This is a genomic window from Thiomicrorhabdus chilensis DSM 12352 (assembly GCF_000483485.1).
In the GTDB taxonomy this organism is placed as follows: domain Bacteria; phylum Pseudomonadota; class Gammaproteobacteria; order Thiomicrospirales; family Thiomicrospiraceae; genus Thiomicrorhabdus; species Thiomicrorhabdus chilensis.
The window spans coordinates 923,023-940,539 of sequence record NZ_KI519609.1; the positions used below are offsets into that span (position 1 = coordinate 923,023).

Here is a 17,517-nt window from a genome sequence, read left to right on the forward strand (position 1 = left end):
AGGTTTTTTTGTGAAAAATTCACTGTCTTGGTTTTCAGCGGTCTTTGCATCCTTGCTGCTTTTATTGGTGGCAGGTGGAGCCTTTTCCGGCTTTCAGGATTGGATGAAATACCGTGTGAAAGCGCCTATGCCGGTCTCTCAGGGGGCATTGCCATTGGGCGGGATTCACGCCACAGGAATCCGCGGCATAGTCAGTTCGGAATCGATGGAGCCTAATGCGTTGGATCAAGAAACCAAACCTGTCAATTTATTGACTGAGCCCCCCGCCTACTCTTTGACAGAGTCCACGCAAGTTGCCATTCGATCAAAAAGTGTGTCACCAAACACTCCTTCAATAGCAAGTTCAGACAGGCCTGCTGGAATTGAAACCTCGAGTTTGAAAGATAATTTTCGTGGAGAGGTGAATGCACCACCAACCGTAATAGTGTACGACGATGAATTGGTGGTGGAGTTTGCAGCCGCAGGGCTGAGCAATCAAATGCTTAAACGTGCCCTGTCACGCCTACTGTTGAGTGATGAGCCTTTTACCGAGGATCTGCTGAGCACAGACACGATTCGCTTCAGGAAACGACCGTATTTCTATAAGCGGGTTTTGGATCAGTCGCAACAACCGATCCGCTACCCGGCTAACGCCTTTGAATACGTGGATTATCTTTTGGCATCGGATCATATTAATAAAGTAACTGATGAAGAGGGGGAGTTTTTGGTGGTGCATATCCCTTTAGTGTCGAGAGATTATCCTCAGCCGGTTCAACGGTATCAGCAATGGGTTGAAACCTATGCCAAACAGTTTGCGATTGAACCGTCTTTGGTGTTTGCGGTCATGGAGACCGAAAGCGGTTTTAAACCCGACGCGGTAAGCCGCTCGCAGGCGTTGGGGCTGATGCAGTTGAAAGCGCATACAGCTGGCAAGGACGTTTATAAACATATCGACTTCAAACAGGGCATGCCCAATAAAACCGATCTGTTTGATGAACAGAACAATATCCGCATGGGAACGGCCTATCTAGGCTTGTTGAATAACGACTACCTGGCAGGGGTGCGCAATCCTGAAAACAAGGAGTTGCTGACGATTGCCTCTTATAACGGTGGACTTTCCACTGTATTGAAACTGTTTGGCGAGGACGCGCAGAGCGCCATCCAGAGAATTAATCGCTTGCACCCCCGTCAGGTTTATCGTAAGTTACGGTTTGAGCATGACTCGGACGAGACACGACGCTATCTGGACAAGGTGCTGCGGGCAAAATCCAAGTATCAGCAGATTTTGGACGTTTGAAAATCAACAGGCCTGTCTGTTTTGACAGGCATTCTGCGCAGTATCGGCAGAACGAACTCGATTAACAACTCAGAGAGTAAAAAGTAAGACATGAATCATTGGCATGGAAAACAAGTTTTAGTCACCGGTGCAGACGGATTCATCGGTTCACACCTAGTGGAGTCGTTGGTGGAGGCGGGCGCTAAGGTTCGTGCTTTATGCCTGTACAACTCTTTTAACGATTGGGGTTGGTTGGAGCAAAGTCCGGTGCTGGCGGAGGTGGAGATCATCAGTGGCGATGTGCGCGATCCGTTTTTGTGTAAAAAGATTACCCAAGATTGCCATACGGTTTTCCACTTGGCGGCCCTGATCGCCATTCCATATTCCTATGTCGCGCCGAATTCTTATGTAGAAACCAATGTCAACGGCACCCTGAACATGGCGCAGGCCTGTCTGGATAATGGTGTGAGCCGTTTTATGCACACCTCCACTTCCGAAGTCTACGGCACTGCGCAATATGTGCCCATCAACGAAAAGCATCCGGTGCAACCGCAATCGCCTTACAGTGCCAGTAAAATCGGTGCGGATGCCATGGCGATGTCTTATTTCAATGCCTTTGAAATGCCGGTGTGCATTGCGCGTCCATTCAATACCTATGGTCCCAGACAGTCAGCCAGGGCGGTGATCCCGACGATCATCACCCAGATTGCCAACGGCAAAAAACGCATTGAACTGGGCGACACCTCGCCGACCCGTGATTTCAATTATGTGACGGACACCTGCCGCGGCATGATGGCCATCGCCGCCTCCGAGAAAACCATCGGGCAGACGGTCAATATCGGCTCCAATTTTGAGATCTCCGTGCAGGACACCTTGGAGCTGATCAAAGAGCTGATGGGCAGTGAGGTCGAATTTGTTCAGGACGAGCAGCGATTGCGCCCCAAGGATTCCGAGGTATTCCGCTTGTGGTGTGACAATAGCCTGATTCATGAATTGACCGGTTTTGAACCGCAAACCGATATTCGAGCAGGCCTGTCCAAAACCATCGACTGGTTTACCCAGGCCGACAACCTAAAACGTTATAAAGCCAATATCTATAATGTCTGAGATCATGCATCCACAGTCCGCAGTCCACAATACGCAAGCCCTGATTGCGATGATTCGCGAACACTACCAGAGTGAAGACTTCATTCCGCTGCATGCGCCTTGTTTGGGCCAGCCTGAAAAACAGACCTTGAACACCTGCATTGATTCCACCTTTGTCTCGTCGGTGGGTCAATTTGTCACCGAGCTTGAACAACGTTTTATCGATTACACCGGTGCGCGACATGCCGTTGCGGTAGTCAACGGAACCATGGGATTGTTTCTGGCGTTGAAGGTGGCCGGAGTGGAAAGCGATGACTTGGTATTGACCCAATCGCTGAGTTTTGTAGCGACCGCCAATGCCATTAAGATGTTGCAGGCCGATCCGCTGTTTCTGGATGTCGATTCAATGTCGTACGGATTGTCGGCCGATACGTTAGAGAATTTCCTAAATGAACAGGCCTGTCAAAAAGACGGGATGTGCGTGCATAAACAAACGGGAAAAGTGATTCGCGCTTGCGTGCCGATGCATACCTTGGGTTTTGTTGCCGAGATGGATAGAATCGTGGAGATCTGCCAGCGACATGGTATCAAGGTAATTGAAGACGCTGCCGAAAGTCTTGGGTCGTTTTATCAAGGCCAGCATAGCGGCACCTTCGGTGAGATGGGGGTGTTCAGTTTCAACGGCAATAAAATTCTGACCACCGGCGGGGGCGGCATGTTGGTGACCGATGACGCAGAACTGGCTAGCCATGCCAAACACTTGAGCACCACCGCCAAAATCCCCCACGCCTGGCTATTTGAGCATGACGAGATCGGCTATAACCTGAGAATGCCCAACTTGAATGCCGCTTTAGGTGTGGCCCAATTTGATCGTCTGCCGGGCTTTCTGCAAGAAAAAGCCACGCTCGCAGCAAGTTACCGTCATTTTCTGTCCCAACAGTCGGATTTGACCATGATGCAGGGGCTTGCATCAGCCCAGCCGAATTACTGGTTGAACGGTTTGATTCTGCCCGATCAGGCGTCGCGCGATGTGTTCCTGCAACAGGCCAATGAGGCCGGAATTCAAACCCGTCCTTTGTGGACACCGATGCATCAGTTGGAAATCTACCGGGACTGCCTGCGGTGCGAATTGCCCCAAACCGAATGGCTGGCAGAACGTGTGGTCAACTTGCCCAGCGGGGTGAAATGTCATGGCTAATACCTTAGATAGTGTCAAAACGCCTTTATTGCTGATTGGCGGGGGCGGCCACTGCGCCTCGGTGATTGATGTGGTTGAAAGTACGGGAAGTTATGAGATCGTTGGCATTGTGGAAGCGCCGGGCGCGGAATACAAAGAATTGATGGGCTATCCGGTTGTCGGAACGGATGACGATTTGGAAAGCTTAATCCAACAAACCCCCAATTGTTTGATTACGGTTGGCCAATTGAAAACCGCGGAATTGAGAAAAAAGTTGTACCAACAAGTCTTGGCGTTGGGTGGACAGATGCCGGTAATTGTTTCGCCGTTTGCCCGCGTGGCCAGACAAGTCGAAATCGGTGCAGGCACGGTGGTGATGCACTTTGCATTGGTCAACAGTCTGGCAAAAATCGGTCACAATTGCATTATTAATAATTACGCATCAATCGAGCATGGTGCTTCTATCGGGGCGCACTGCCATCTTTCAACCCGTTCGACTGTTAATGGCGATTGCCATATTGGCCACAGTTGTTTTCTAGGCTCGTCAGCCACCGTATTGCAGGGTAGGTCGATTGTCCCGGAAACGGTCATTGGCGCAGCGTCCTTAGTCACCCAAGATATTACTCATGCGGGGATCTATGTCGGCGCTCCCGCAAAACAATCTCTGGGCAACCGCCCTGAAGGATCTTGAATGCCCATGTTAGAAAAAGTTAGTTTCCCAACCACCCCAGATTTTGAACTTGGATTTGAACATTGTTCACGCCATACCGACTATCTGATTGCTCAACCAGCCGAGCCAGCCAAAGGTTTGGTGGTTTATGTCCCCGGCTTTGGGGAGGATGCGGGCGATTATCGACAAAAGTTCTGTTTAAGGGTGGCCGAAAAATATGGTTTGGCGGCAATGACCGTGGATTATCACTGTTTTTACAGTCGACCAGATGTGCAGAAATCGACGGTATATGAAGCGGAAGATGTCGCTTTGATCGAGAAATTATTTATGGCCAACAACCTGCCTTTTGCCGGAAATTCCATTGAGGAAGGGGTTGCCATTCTGAATCAGCATTTGGCTAAGAACAACCGCAAGGCTGCCATTACCGCCACCTTAACACCCGGTAAAGATGAATACCAAAATGGCGGCGTATTGCAGGCGCTGGATATTATCAATGCGGTGGGTCATGCCATTGACCAATACGACATTCCTGTGGATAACGTCATCTTGGTAGGCTCTTCTTATGGTGGTTACATTGCAAACTTGGCGACTAAGTTTGCGCCCAATACCTTTAGAGCGGTGTTTGACAACTCGTCCTGGGCGCAGCCGAACTTTATTTATATCGTCGGAAGAGAGTACGGCAAAGAAGAATATCTACACAATACCCATAGCCATATAACGACCAAGTTCTTTTTACGCACGGCCTGGACCTTAAGAAAAGGGTTGCCGAACACCTTTGATGGTAAACGTTTTTATGTGAGAACCTTTTCGGAAGAGCAGATTGGGCAGTTCGCCGGATATCAGCCTGAAACCTATTACTACTTTATTCACGCTGAAAAGGACAGACTGGCCTTGACCGAACATAAAATCCAGATGGCTACGTTTATGATTCAACAACAGATGAATGTACACATGGAAGTCATTGAGGCCAGTGATGTGGACGGTCAATATATTAAAACCATTGAACATGGAATGAACCTGTCGATGCTGACTTTTTTCGACAAGGCCTATGCCCACATCGACGATCATCGCATCGGATCGGAAAATGATTTTATGAATCGTTCTACAATTGGCTATGATTCCGGGGATTGCCGCTATGAGTTCGATTATTCCAGTCTGCCGGTTGTCGGACGGGTAGTGCAAAGGGCATCCGCATGAATACCTTCATCATCGCCGAAGCGGGCGTGAATCATAACGGTTCTCTGGAGAGGGCTAAACGGTTAGTCGATGCGGCACTGGCCGCCGGTGCCGATGCGGTTAAGTTTCAGACTTTTAAAACCGAAAAACTGGTGACGCAAGATGCCGAGCAGGCCGGTTATCAGGTTGAGAATACCGGTGTAAAAGAGAGCCAGTTCGACATGCTCAAACGTCTGGAGTTGAGCGAAGCCGATCATATCGAACTGTTTGATTATTGTCAGCAAATCGGCATTGAGTTCATGTCGACGCCGTTTGATGACGACAGCATTGATTTTTTGCATCAACTGGGCATGAAACGCTGGAAAATTCCTTCCGGTGAGCTGCTTTCCATTCCGTATTTGAGAAAAATCGCCGCCTTCAACCAAACCACGATTCTCTCAACCGGCATGGGCGATCTGCAAGAGGTCGGCTTGGCGATTGAAACCCTGGAACAAGCAGGCCTGTGCAAATCCAATTTAACCGTTTTGCATGCCAATACTGCTTATCCAACGCCTTATGAGGACGTAAACTTGCGGGCGATGCAGACCTTGGCCAACCATTTTGGCGTTTCGGCAGGCCTGTCCGACCACTCTTTGGGCATTGAGGTGCCAATTGCAGCGGTGGCGTTGGGCGCGACTCTCATTGAAAAACATTTTACCCTTGATAACACCTTGCCCGGCCCTGACCATAAAGCCAGCCTTGAGCCCGAACCTTTAAAGCAGATGGTTCAATCAATACGCCATGTCGAATTGGCGTTAGGAAGTGGGGAAAAAACCGCTTCTTCTTCGGAGCAGGGCAATAAGGCCGTGGCCCGCAAGCGCATTGTGGCGGCAAAAGCCATCACCAAAGGGCAAATTCTGACAGAACAAGACTTGACGCTTAAACGCAGTGACAGCGGCTGTTTTGCACAGCAGTGGGATGATTTGATTGGCAGCAAGGCTAAAAGGGATTACGCTTCCGGCGAGGGCATAGATGGCTGAATCGAAACCCAAAAAGATTTGCGTGGTGACCGGAGCGCGGGCCGAATACGGTTTGCTGTCAGGCGTGATGCAAGCGATTCAGGCGCAAGCCGAATTAGAGCTTCAGGTGGTGGCCTGTGCCGCGCACCTGTCGGAAAAACACGGCATGACTCTCAATCAGATTCTGGCCGACGGCTTTGAAGTGGATGCGCAGGTTCCGATGTTGGTCGAAGGCGACGATGAATACGCGATTACCCAGTCGGTGGGTCGAGGAGTCATAGGATTTGCGGACGCTTACCGGAAACTTGAGCCGGATATCCTGCTGATACTGGGGGATCGTTATGAAATTTTGGCCGCTGCGCAGGCGGCCTTGCTGATGCAGATTCCGATTGCTCATATTCATGGCGGAGAAAAGACCGAAGGAGCGGTGGACGAAGCGATTCGGCATGCCATCACCAAAATGGCGAGCCTACATTTTGCCGCCGCCGAATCCTATCGCTTACGAATCATTCAGATGGGCGAGCAGCCGGATAGCGTTTTTAACGTGGGCGCTCCAGGATTGGATCGGATTCGGAAATTGGCCTTACTGTCTGAAACCGAATTGCAACAGGATCTGGGAATCCACATCGATTCCCCGCTGTTTTTGGTGACCTACCATCCGGTAACGTGGGGGCATGTTCAGGGGCAGGTTCTGGAGGCGTTGCAGAACCTGTTTGCCGCCTTGGAGACGTTTGAAGAAGCCACCGTGGTCTGGACCGGCGCCAATGCCGATGCGGACGGCGAGAAAATCAACGCCTGGGTTCAAGAGTGGGCTGCTCAAACCAAACTTAATGTTTTTTTTAAGACAACACTCGGTTCATTGCGTTATCTGAGCTTGATGAAGTTCGCGGATGTCGTGGTCGGAAACTCCTCAAGTGGCATCATTGAAGCCCCGGTCATGGGGACCGCGACCGTCAATATCGGTGACCGCCAAAAAGGCCGATTACGTTCGCCGTCAGTGATTGATTGTGACGAGTCTACCGAATCGATTAAGCAGGCTTTGCAGTTGGCGTTAAGTGAGGAGCATCAGGCTGTCACAATGAAGAAGCAGAGCCTTTACGGGTCGGGAGACAGTGCAAATCAGGTCGCTGAGATTTTATCTGCATGTAATATAAACAAATCAGCAGGCAAAAAGTTTTATGATTTGCCCGATTGGCAACCACAGAGTGTTTAGGAGAAAGTGATGAACCTTTTTGACTGGCGACGAATTTCGGTGGATGAAACAGCTTCTATCAAACAGGCGTTAACCGTTTTGGATAAAGAAGCCTTGCAAATTGTGCTGGTTGTGAATCAAAGCGGGATTTTAATGGGCACACTGACGGATGGCGATGTGCGTCGTGCTTTGTTGCGTGGAGTGGGCTTGGAAGACTGTGTGCTTTTAGCCATGAATGCGACGCCAACGGTGGGTTTGCAAAGCCAGAGTGAAACCGCCTGGAAACGCAAGATACTTGAGAAGTCGATTCGCCACCTGCCGATCGTAGACGCAGAGCAGTATGTGATTGGTCTTTTTTATGACAAAAAAGAGGTGCAAAAACGTCTGAATCCGGTGGTATTAATGTTGGGTGGATTGGGCACGCGCTTGCGCCCTTTGACTGAATCGGTACCCAAGCCGATGTTGCGGGTTGGAGACCGGCCGATTCTGGAAACCATTGTGACGCATATTGCGGAGCAGGGTTTTGTGAACTTCTATTTCTGCATCAATTATCTGGGCGAACAGATTCGAAGTTATTTTGGTGACGGCAGTCAGTGGGGAGTCAATATTGAGTATATTGAAGAGGATGAACGTATGGGTACGGCAGGCGCATTGAGTCTGTTGCCGGAAGTACCGGAATTGCCGTTTATTGTGATGAACGGCGATTTGCTCACTAAGGTGAACCTTTCAGCCCTCTTGGATTTCCATAGCGAACACCATAATATCGCCACAGCATGTGTGCGTGAGTATGCCCAACAGGTGCCCTATGGTGTGGTTGAGATTGAAGGCGCGCGGGTTACCCAGTTGGTTGAAAAACCGGTTTATCGCTATTTTGTGAATGCGGGCATTTATGCCCTGTCTCCGCAAGCGATGGACAAGGTGCCGGAACAAGCCTTTTATGACATGCCGACCCTGATTGATGAGGTCTTGGCCGAAAAAGGGCCGGTGGGTGGTTTTCCGATTACCGAATACTGGATGGACATTGGCCAAATGCCGGACTTTGAACAAGCGCAAGCGGATTATGAAGTACACTTTCAAAAACGCGTAACCAGCAATAATGAACAGGCCTGATTGAAATGACACAGTTACACAGTAAAAAGGTTTTAGCATTGATTCCGGCAAGAGGTGGTTCAAAAGGGATTCCCAAGAAGAACCTGTTTCCCATTATGGCCAAACCTTTGTTGCAATACACCTTTGATGCGGCCAAGGACAGCGGCGCTTTAAGCAATATCATGATCTCATCCGAAGACGATGAGATTTTGCATTTTGCGCAGCTGCATGGCATTGATACGCGTTATCGGCGCCCGGCCAGTCTGGGAACCGATCAAGCTAAAACCGCCGATGTGGTCGAGGATGTTTTAAGGTGGTTGGAGCAGATGGGAGGGTATCCCGATGTATTGGTTTTATTGCAGCCCACTTCGCCATTGCGTTCGGCGGATGATATCAATCGTGCGGTTCAGCGCTTCATTGATTTGGATGCAGATTCTATGGTGAGTGTGCATAAAATGGTGGAACACCCCTATAAGAGCATGCATCTCGGAGGGGGTGGTACATGGCAATATCTGGCCAAGCCTGCCGAGAAAACCCATAGAAGGCAGGATTACGATGAAAATTATTATACGATCAACGGTGCTTTTTATTTAGTGAAACCAGATTGGTTCCGCGAAAAACAGGCTTTTGTGGTAGAGGGCGAGACGGAGTTGTTCGAAATGAGTCCGGTGGCGGGGATTGATGTCGATGAACTGGTGGATGTGTTTAAAGTCGAAGCCTATTTGAAAATGTTAGCGAAATAATAAAGAGAAGAGAAGCAATGACAGAGTTGATGATCGCAAAACAAAACCCTTATGGGGAACGTTACTTTGAAGAGTTAAACGGCAAGACCTTTGCAAACTCTTCCAGCAAAACGGTTTTTGATCGTTACTTCAAAGAGGCTTTTGATGCTGAATATCAGCTCTATCTGATCGTCGGTACCGATTCCGGTTTGCTTCCCGTGTACTTGCTGAATAAGTTTCAAACTGACCGAAAGGGGCGAAAGTTTGTTTTTATAGAGCAGCCGGAAGTCATTGAAAAGCTGGATTTGAGTGAGTTGCCGGAATGGTTGAGTGTGGTCTCGTCAGAGCAGAACTTGAAAGACCTGAGTGCGGATTGGATCGATTATATGATGACCAAACGCCTGGGTCTTTATAAGTCGATTGCGATTATGGATGAGCATTCCGATGCGGCGGTGGAGCTATGGGATGAAGTCAAAGATCAGTACTCAAGATTGCAGTTCTCGGACTTGGCAAATAACCATTCACGCCCGTTTGTTGAGGCGCAATTAAAAAACTATCCACGCAACAACTTTCCCATTAGCAACTTCAAGAAACGTTTGCAAGGTAAACGTGCGATTGTGATTGGCGGTGGCCCGTCTCTTGATAAATTGGTAGGGTGGATTAAGGAGCATCGTGACGAATTCTTCATTTTTGCCGTAGGACGTGTTTCCAAACGTTTGCATAAAGAAGGACTGGAACCGGATTTTATCGTGTCGGTGGACCCGCATGAATTGAGTTATGACAACAGTAAGCAGATGTTCTATTTTGTGGATCACAGTATTTTGTTGTCCTGCTACCACATCGCGCCGCGGTTATTGAGTCAGTGGTCGGGGGCAGCCTGTTATTTCGGAGAACTTTATCCGTGGGAGGAAGCCAGCGGTAACTCAACTTCGCCAGGGCCCACGGTATTGCATGGCGCGCTTGTTCAGGCTGCGTTTGTTGGCTGCCAGGAGATCTACCTGGCCGGTGCGGATTTGTGTTTTTACGAAGGTAAAACACACGTATCAGGGAGTGCCGAAGAGGAAGTGGGCAAACTCAGTATTCAGAATACGTCCAAAGTCATGACTTACAGCGGCGAAGAGGCGGAAACCGATATTCCGTTTGCACAAGGGGTGGTCGCTTTGGGCACGGTCGCCAAGTATTTGAATGAGACGAGAGGTACTCAGGTATACAACTTGAGTCCTCATGCCGCTCAAGCCGATTTTGTCGAGTATAGGTCGGTTGAATCAGTTCAAAGCCAACCGCAAAGCGTCTCCAAGGATGCGATTCTCGAGCAGTTGAAGTCCGAAATAGAGATGTCCGCTGATGAGATGCGCGACACTCTTGAGGAAAAGCTTAAAGTCATGCAGCAGGAACGCAAACTGATGGTCTCAGCTGAGAAGCTGATCAAGGAGGCCATCAAAAGCGTCAAACGTTATCGTGCCGATTTCAACCAAAAAGCTTTAGATAAAGCGCAAAAGCAACGAGCCAAACTGGATAGGCTTTTGGATGAAAAAAATATGATGCTCTTTTATTATGGTTATAACTATTTTACAAAGGTTATGAAACCGGTTGAAGATAATGAACGACTGACCGATGAAGAGATTTCACATACTCTGTCGACCTACTTTGACGGCATGAAAAAATCGATTCGCGATTATTTGAAGTTACTGGATGGGGTGATTGATGAAATTAAATTCATGCAGACCGAATTTAAGGCCGGCTCCTTGCCTTGTGAACTTTTTCCACGCTGGGAGGAGAAAAAGGAGTATGGCCGATCTGAAGTGTGGCGACGTTTTCATGAACCAGTATCAAATCAAATTCAGCTTAACTGTCTTGAAAAAGCCCGCGATGCTTTTTACTTGGACATCTCCGTTGAGCAAACCAAACAGGCGGCCCGTTTATTGGGTAAGGCGTTCAGCGTCAAAAACCTAATAGACAAGATCAAGCAGGCCTTTGAAAAGGGTTCTAAACAGGATCTTGAGGATTTGGTTGCGCCTGTGTCCAAATTGAAGAATTCAATGGATCAGCAAGGCCTTTCAAATTTTATCGAAGGCGCTTTGCTTGCCATCGACGACCCGAATTCGGCGATAGCGGTGCTTGAAAAAAACGAGCACCCCAAATTACAGGTGTATATTAAAAATTATCTGCTGTCTCGTTATATGGAGTCGGATAAGCATGAACACGCACTTCAGACGCTGCAAGATCTGTGTCAATTATCCAATGATTACCTGATTCCGTATGCCGATTATTTGAATATTTTGGGCCGTCCCGACCTGGCTGCCGAAGTGGCATTGGAACTGTTCAAGCAAGAACAGAGTAATTTGCCCGCCCTAATCAAGGTAGTGCATTATTCACATAAAGCCGATATGCAAGAATTGTTTGCCGATGCTTTAGAGGTTGCCCTGTCGATGGATTCTCAACATCCAGAACTTTTAGCTTACGTTAATTCCAACCCTGCTTAACAAGTCATCTCTTTAAAATGCTCGGATGGCCACTGCTTGGTCGTTCGAGCATTTTTTTCTACTTCCTTTCACTCTGCATTCCTGCAATAAAATTTTTGTTATTGCTTGCTTCGCTGTGTTTTTTAAATTGCTTTTATGAGTTCCCAACATCTCTTTAGAGCCTATTTTCCTGGGTTTATTAAGTAATTTCTAATTTTTTTCATTTTTTGTCTAAAGAAATTTTTCACAGGCCGTTACCGTAACTGAAGGCGGGAAACACCGTCTCATTTGGAATACAAAAAAACACAAACATACAAGATATTAAGTACACAAGGAGAAATATCATGGCAATGGTAATCAACACAAATATGGGATCTTTGAACGCCGTTCGTTTGCTGGAAGGTTCAAGTAAAGAACAACAAACTTCAATGGAACGTTTGACTTCGGGTCTACGTATCAACAAAGCAGCCGATGATGCAGCGGGTTTGGCGGTAGTCACGCAGATGAGCACTCAGATTCGAGGCACAGATATGGCGATTCGCAATGCCAACGACGGCATTGCTAAAGTACAGACATTGGATGGCGCTTCTGAAGAGGTGACCAGCATGATGCAGCGTATGCGTGAGTTGGGTGTTCAGGCATTGAACGGAACCTACAGCCAGGCAAACCGTTCTCAGATGGATGAAGAGTTTACCCAGCTGAAAGCAGAAATTGAGCGTATTGCGCAAACCACCAAGTTTAACGGTGTCAACATGATGAACGGAGCGGCTTCGGATGCGTCTAACGCAGCGCTGTTTCATGTGGGTTGGGAAACCGGTGCAAATAACAAGATCTCAATGAGTGTCTTGAACTTCTCGGCGGGGGCTTTCTCTGATGGGGCAGGTTTTGTGGTGTCAGACCTAACTTTGACGAGTACAGCGACAGGAACGACGGCGGCTTCTGCAACGGTTGTGGCTCTGGATGGAATGTTGTCGAGAATCAACACGCAAAGAGCATCATGGGGTGCATTGCAAAACCGTTTGGAATCTACGGTGTCCAACCTAACCAACGTCAATGAGAACATTCAGTCTTCGCGTTCACGTATCCAAGATGCTGACTTCGCAAAAGAATCGGCTAATTTGGCAAGAACCCAAGTACTGCAGCAAGCAGGGATGAGTATGCTGTCTCAATCCAACCAGCAGTCACAGAATGTGTTGCAGCTGTTGCAGTAAAACCAAATTTAAAAACGGGCAGGCCTGCCCGTTTTTAAAGACCTTTTAGGACCTAGTCCTAAAAAAAGATCTGTCGCTCATAAGGCAGGTAATAAAAGTTAGAAACCCACAAGGGTGCAACTAACAACATTAAAAGGAGATTTATCATGGCAATGGTAATCAACACCAATATGGGTGCGATCAATGCAAACCGTACATTGGAACGCACCGCTATTGAACAGCAAACTGCAATGGAACGTTTGACTTCTGGTAAGCGTATCAACGGTGCATCGGATGATGCGGCAGGTCTTGCTATCGCAACTAAAATGACGACTCAGACAATGGGTACGGACATGGCCATTCGTAACGCGAATGACGGTATGGCAAAAGTTCAGACTCTGGATGGTGCGTCAGAAGAAGTCACCAGCATGCTTCAACGTATGCGTGAGTTGGGTGTTCAGTCTTTGAACGGTACCTACAGCCAGGCTAACCGTACTCAGATGGAAGAAGAATTCACTCAGTTGAAATCGGAAATCGAGCGTATTGCGCAAACCACCAAGTTTAACGGTGTAGAGATGATGAACGGTAATGCTTCAGACGCTTCTGATGCGGCCTTGTTCCACGTAGGCTGGGAAACCGGTGCCAACAACAAGATCTCAATGAGTGTCTTGAACTTCTCTGCAGGTGCACTCTCTGATGGTGCAGGTTTTGTTCTGTCTGATGCAACCTTGACGAGTACGGCAACAGGAACGACTGCGGCTTCTGCAACGGTTGTGGCGCTTGACGGTATCCTATCTCGAATCAACACTCAAAGAGCTTCTTGGGGTGCGATCCAAAACCGTTTAGAATCGACCGTGTCTAACTTGTCTAACGTAAACGAAAACATTGCAGCAGCGCGTTCACGTATTGAAGATGCTGACTTTGCCAAGGAAAGTGCTGATCTAGCGCGTACTCAGGTATTGCAGCAAGCTGGTATGAGCATGCTTTCGCAGGCTAACCAGCAATCTCAGAACGTGTTGTCGCTGTTACGTTAATAGTTTCACGTCAGAGTTAAGGAGAGGCAGGTATGGATATCAACAATAACTTACCGCCCGCTGCTGTGAACTCGAATGTGCAGTCGGATTCAAAAACGGCTGCACCGAGAGGTGAATCACAACAGTCTGCAACGTCAGTCGTCTCTCCAGCCATGAAGACTCAGTTAGAAACACCGAAAGCGATTGCCGACCAAGCCGACCAACTCAATCAACAGTTGGCCCAGCTTGGTCAAACCTTGGCTTTCAGCGTGGACGAAAATACTCAGTCTTCGGTGGTGAAAATAGTGGATAAAACGACTGATGAAGTGATTAAACAATTTCCGTCGGAAGGTTCTTTGAAGATTATGCAAAATATCCAAAATTACCTGAATTCGGTACAACAGAGTGGACTGCCAACAAAAGAAGGTTTGACAGGTACCTTGTTCAATGAAATCATATAGATGATTGCTTGATAAGGAGTGGGGTATGGCAGATTTAAATGTTATACAACCAAACAATCTTGAAACCATTGGCATTGGTAGAACACCAAAATCATTGACTTCCAGTGAGGGTCAACAACTTGATAAAAGCCCAACGCCCCAGAAAAATGAGGCGGTTGCAGCGGATATCAAAACGTCAACCTCACCTGAAGTCAACGATCTTAACGACTCCGGATTGAATGACGAGGAGTTGAATGGCTTGATGGAGAACATCAATGTCCAGTTGAAGACCTTAAACAGTTATTTGAGGTTTGAAAAGGATGAAGAGACCGACAGAATGGTGATCTTGATCAAAAACGGCGAGACGGATGAGGTGATACGCCAAATTCCTGGCCAAGAATTTTTAACCATTTCTAAAAACATTACTAATTTTTTAGAAATGAGTAGACAGCTGTCTGAAAAGATGGCGCCTCCACTGGGTTTGATTACACATGAAAAAGCCTAGTTAACCATTTCCCTTGTGTGTTTAGCGGTCGTTGACCGCTTTTTTTATTTATGCAGATTAAAGTATCTTTGAGTTAGGCCGTTATTCTTATTAGAAGTAGGATTGGCATTTATAATGCTTTTTAAATGCAATAGAATCCGTTAACCAATAAAATAAAAAAATAGAATCCTTACCCAGGATGACCAGGAGCCCGATATGGCAAACGAAATCGGTAATACGCTGTTAAATAGCCTGACCAACAGTACATTTGATATTGGCGCTATGTCCAAAGCTTTGGCAGAAGCGGAAGTGGCAGGGCCGCGTTCAATTGTGGAACGTAGTCAAACCAAGACCGGCACCGAACTGGATGCGCTCAAATATTTGAAAACCAATTTAGAAGCCTTTAACAGCTACGTGACGGATCTGACCTCCCCCGCTCTTTTTCAGCAAAAAAGTGTCACCTCTTCAAATGAGAATGTGGTGACGGTGACGACTACCAGTGACGCCTCATTAGCCTCCTATCAGATCGAATCTAAACAGTTGGCGCAAGCCCACACAGTGGTTGCAAACAAAGGGTTCAATTCGACTTCCGATACGATTTCAGCAGGTACCTTGAATATCCAGGTGGGTGGGCAGACTCATGCGATTACCGTGGATGCCTCCAATAACACTCTAGAAGGTCTGCAAAAAGTCATTAACAATGGTGATTACGGCGTATCGGCTTCCATTATCAATAACGGCGGCAGTTATCAGATGATGTTTACCTCCAAGCAGAGTGGAGCGGCGGGTGAGGTATCGATCTCCGGATTGCCCGACTTTGATGTCGACGGAATGACCACCACATCAGAAGCGCAAGATGCCGTGATGGTTTTGAATGGTCTGACGGTAACCAGTGCAACCAACTCGTTTGACAATGTGATCGAGGGGGTCAATTTTCGTTTGAACAGTGCGGCGGCAGGGATTTTCAATACGGTTTCAGTCGCTCAGGACTCGCAGAATGTAACCGATACAATCACCAGTTTTGTAGATGTATACAATCAGTTAGACACCATTTTAGATGAACTGGGCAAGTATGATACCGGAGATCTGACAGAGGCGGAGTTGGAGTCGGAAGAGTACCAATACTATGGTGATTTAGCGGGGAGTGGTTTGTTACGTTCTGTCAAATCCGAGATCCGTGAGTCTTTGTCTGGAGCCATCAGCGAGTTGAGTGGCGGGACTTATCAGTCTCTTGCGGATATAGGGATCAATTTTGACCGAACAGGGGCGTTGGTTTTGGACGAAGCAAAACTTAGTGCGGTTGCCTCGTCTGACATGGAAGCGCTGTCATCATTGTTCTCCAAGGGCGGCAGCAGTGATGACCCATTGGTCAATGTATTGGCGGGCAATGATAATACACAGACTGGCAGTTATACTTTGGATATTACTCAACTGGCTGAGCGTGCTACGACTGCCGGAGCTGCGGCCACATTGAGTGCTGATGAACGTGTGGCCGGTGAACGTATTACGGATATGAACGCAGCTTTGACGATTGATGCTGGGGCCAGTTTTGATTTGAATGTAAATGGTTCTGTCAACACCATTGACTTAAGCGCCCTTGCCGGAACTTACAGCGTTAAAGACGAAGTTGTGAACGCAATTCAAGGGCAGATTGATACGGCTTTTGGTGCGGGAGTCGCTTCGATTTTATTCGATTCGAGCCAATCCAGGTTTGAAATTACGGCCGCGAATGGTCAAGGAAGTGTGGATGTTTCTGCAACTTCAGGTCTTGCAAATCAAGGCTTTTCGGGAGCCAGTTATGCGGGGGAAGCTTTGGTTGATTTGAGCGGGTCTGACGCCACTTTTAATGTGAAGGTGGATGAGTCGGTCAGCTCAGCAGTGACTGTGTTAGCTGGGCGTTACACTCTGGATGAACTGGCCGTGAACATGTCTAATAGCATCAATGCTAATACCGATGTTCAGGCTGCCGGTGCCGAGGTCAGTGTCACCCATGACGGTTCCGCATTTTCGGTGACGTCGAGCCGTTTTGGTGTTTTTTCGGCGATTGAGCTGACAGGGTTTGCCAATTTTGCGAATGCCGGTTTTACCGCTGATTTAAGCGATGTTGGGCAAAATGTCGACGGAACCATCACCACGGCCACCGGTTCGTTGAATATCGGTGCTTATGCCGATACGCAGGATGGCCGTAAAGTGAAAGTGAGCGACTTTGCAGCCATTGCAGGAGAAGCGGCCGAAGTGAGGGGGCTTGAGTTTGAAGTGCTGGGCGGCAATATTGGGGCGCGTGGGACCATCAACTTTTCTCAGGGGTATGCGAGTCAGCTAGAGCAGAGTATTAACAGTTTATTTGAAGACGACACAGGTTTGTTAAGCCAAAGAATCGGAAGTTTGACCGATAAAATGGACGATTACAGCGAAAAATCCAAAGACATTGACGCACGTTATGAGCGATTATTGATGAAATATCAACTTCAGTTTTCGGCACTGCAGTCGATAATGTCTAGTACGGAGCAGACAAGAAATTATTTGTCGGCAGCCTTTAGTGGAAACAATAATAATTAGAATG

At 47.8% G+C, this 17,517-nt stretch carries 15 protein-coding genes; all 15 read left to right on the forward strand.

Features of this window, described 5'->3' with window-relative positions:
- Positions 1-10 precede the first annotated feature (10 nt).
- The 15 genes from B076_RS12955 (at position 11) to fliD (ending at position 17,513) form a co-directional block, all read left to right on the forward strand.
- Entirely contained in the window at positions 11-1,276 is a 1,266-nt protein-coding gene (locus tag B076_RS12955) for a murein transglycosylase domain-containing protein (RefSeq protein WP_051347165.1), read from the forward strand.
- 90 nt (positions 1,277-1,366) lie between these two features.
- Complete coding sequence (locus B076_RS0104375) at positions 1,367-2,362, forward strand: NAD-dependent 4,6-dehydratase LegB (protein ID WP_028486237.1); 996 nt, start codon at positions 1,367-1,369, stop codon at positions 2,360-2,362.
- A complete protein-coding gene (locus B076_RS0104380) occupies positions 2,355-3,539 on the forward strand; it encodes a LegC family aminotransferase (RefSeq protein WP_245566315.1) in 1,185 nt (394 codons plus the stop codon). Before B076_RS0104375 ends, B076_RS0104380 begins: the two co-directional genes overlap by 8 nt.
- Entirely contained in the window at positions 3,532-4,209 is a 678-nt protein-coding gene (locus B076_RS0104385) for an acetyltransferase (RefSeq protein WP_028486239.1), read from the forward strand. Before B076_RS0104380 ends, B076_RS0104385 begins: the two co-directional genes overlap by 8 nt.
- 6 nt (positions 4,210-4,215) lie before the next feature.
- Positions 4,216-5,385 carry a DUF2920 family protein gene (locus B076_RS0104390; protein ID WP_157753511.1) on the forward strand — a complete coding sequence of 390 codons (1,170 nt, stop codon included), beginning with the start codon at positions 4,216-4,218 and terminating at the stop codon, positions 5,383-5,385.
- Positions 5,382-6,383, forward strand: a complete 1,002-nt coding sequence (gene neuB, locus B076_RS0104395) for an N-acetylneuraminate synthase (RefSeq protein WP_028486241.1) — start codon at positions 5,382-5,384, stop codon at positions 6,381-6,383. Before B076_RS0104390 ends, neuB begins: the two co-directional genes overlap by 4 nt.
- Positions 6,376-7,575 (forward strand): UDP-N-acetylglucosamine 2-epimerase, encoded by a 1,200-nt coding sequence (neuC, locus tag B076_RS0104400; RefSeq protein ID WP_028486242.1) that lies wholly within the window; start codon positions 6,376-6,378, stop codon positions 7,573-7,575. The genes neuB and neuC overlap by 8 nt, the downstream gene beginning before the upstream one ends.
- 9 nt (positions 7,576-7,584) lie before the next feature.
- Positions 7,585-8,664, forward strand: coding sequence for a nucleotidyltransferase family protein (locus tag B076_RS0104405; protein WP_028486243.1), 1,080 nt, complete (start codon positions 7,585-7,587; stop codon positions 8,662-8,664).
- A 5-nt stretch (positions 8,665-8,669) separates the two neighbouring features.
- Positions 8,670-9,386 carry an acylneuraminate cytidylyltransferase family protein gene (locus B076_RS12080; protein WP_051347166.1) on the forward strand — a complete coding sequence of 239 codons (717 nt, stop codon included), beginning with the start codon at positions 8,670-8,672 and terminating at the stop codon, positions 9,384-9,386.
- A gap of 17 nt (positions 9,387-9,403) precedes the next feature.
- Positions 9,404-11,848, forward strand: a complete 2,445-nt coding sequence (locus B076_RS0104415) for a motility associated factor glycosyltransferase family protein (RefSeq protein WP_028486244.1) — start codon at positions 9,404-9,406, stop codon at positions 11,846-11,848.
- 323 nt (positions 11,849-12,171) lie between these two features.
- Complete coding sequence (locus B076_RS0104420; protein ID WP_028486245.1) at positions 12,172-13,038, forward strand: flagellin N-terminal helical domain-containing protein; 867 nt, start codon at positions 12,172-12,174, stop codon at positions 13,036-13,038.
- A gap of 146 nt (positions 13,039-13,184) precedes the next feature.
- Complete coding sequence (locus B076_RS0104425) at positions 13,185-14,051, forward strand: flagellin N-terminal helical domain-containing protein (protein ID WP_028486246.1); 867 nt, start codon at positions 13,185-13,187, stop codon at positions 14,049-14,051.
- Positions 14,052-14,083: 32 nt separating this feature from the next.
- The gene (locus B076_RS12960; RefSeq protein ID WP_051347167.1) at positions 14,084-14,491 is read left to right on the forward strand and encodes a flagellar protein FlaG; all 408 of its coding nucleotides are present in this window, start codon (positions 14,084-14,086) and stop codon (positions 14,489-14,491) included.
- Between the two features lie 25 nt (positions 14,492-14,516).
- On the forward strand, positions 14,517-14,975 hold the full coding sequence (locus B076_RS12965; RefSeq protein WP_051347168.1) for a flagellar protein FlaG: 459 nt from the start codon (positions 14,517-14,519) through the stop codon (positions 14,973-14,975).
- A 195-nt stretch (positions 14,976-15,170) separates the two neighbouring features.
- A complete protein-coding gene (gene fliD, locus B076_RS0104440) occupies positions 15,171-17,513 on the forward strand; it encodes a flagellar filament capping protein FliD (RefSeq protein WP_028486247.1) in 2,343 nt (780 codons plus the stop codon).
- Positions 17,514-17,517 lie beyond the last annotated feature (4 nt).

What these genes read in the sequence shown, in the direction of transcription:
- B076_RS0104375 (WP_028486237.1), top strand. Translation starts at nt 1,367, where the DNA reads ATGAATCATTGGCATGGAAAACAAGTTTTAGTCACCGGTGCAGACGGA.
- B076_RS0104380 (WP_245566315.1), top strand. Translation starts at nt 2,355, where the DNA reads ATGTCTGAGATCATGCATCCACAGTCCGCAGTCCACAATACGCAAGCC.
- B076_RS0104385 (WP_028486239.1), top strand. Translation starts at nt 3,532, where the DNA reads ATGGCTAATACCTTAGATAGTGTCAAAACGCCTTTATTGCTGATTGGC.
- B076_RS0104390 (WP_157753511.1), top strand. Translation starts at nt 4,216, where the DNA reads ATGTTAGAAAAAGTTAGTTTCCCAACCACCCCAGATTTTGAACTTGGA.
- neuB (WP_028486241.1), top strand. Translation starts at nt 5,382, where the DNA reads ATGAATACCTTCATCATCGCCGAAGCGGGCGTGAATCATAACGGTTCT.
- neuC (WP_028486242.1), top strand. Translation starts at nt 6,376, where the DNA reads ATGGCTGAATCGAAACCCAAAAAGATTTGCGTGGTGACCGGAGCGCGG.
- B076_RS0104405 (WP_028486243.1), top strand. Translation starts at nt 7,585, where the DNA reads ATGAACCTTTTTGACTGGCGACGAATTTCGGTGGATGAAACAGCTTCT.
- B076_RS12080 (WP_051347166.1), top strand. Translation starts at nt 8,670, where the DNA reads ATGACACAGTTACACAGTAAAAAGGTTTTAGCATTGATTCCGGCAAGA.
- B076_RS0104415 (WP_028486244.1), top strand. Translation starts at nt 9,404, where the DNA reads ATGACAGAGTTGATGATCGCAAAACAAAACCCTTATGGGGAACGTTAC.
- B076_RS0104420 (WP_028486245.1), top strand. Translation starts at nt 12,172, where the DNA reads ATGGCAATGGTAATCAACACAAATATGGGATCTTTGAACGCCGTTCGT.
- B076_RS0104425 (WP_028486246.1), top strand. Translation starts at nt 13,185, where the DNA reads ATGGCAATGGTAATCAACACCAATATGGGTGCGATCAATGCAAACCGT.
- B076_RS12960 (WP_051347167.1), top strand. Translation starts at nt 14,084, where the DNA reads ATGGATATCAACAATAACTTACCGCCCGCTGCTGTGAACTCGAATGTG.
- B076_RS12965 (WP_051347168.1), top strand. Translation starts at nt 14,517, where the DNA reads ATGGCAGATTTAAATGTTATACAACCAAACAATCTTGAAACCATTGGC.
- fliD (WP_028486247.1), top strand. Translation starts at nt 15,171, where the DNA reads ATGGCAAACGAAATCGGTAATACGCTGTTAAATAGCCTGACCAACAGT.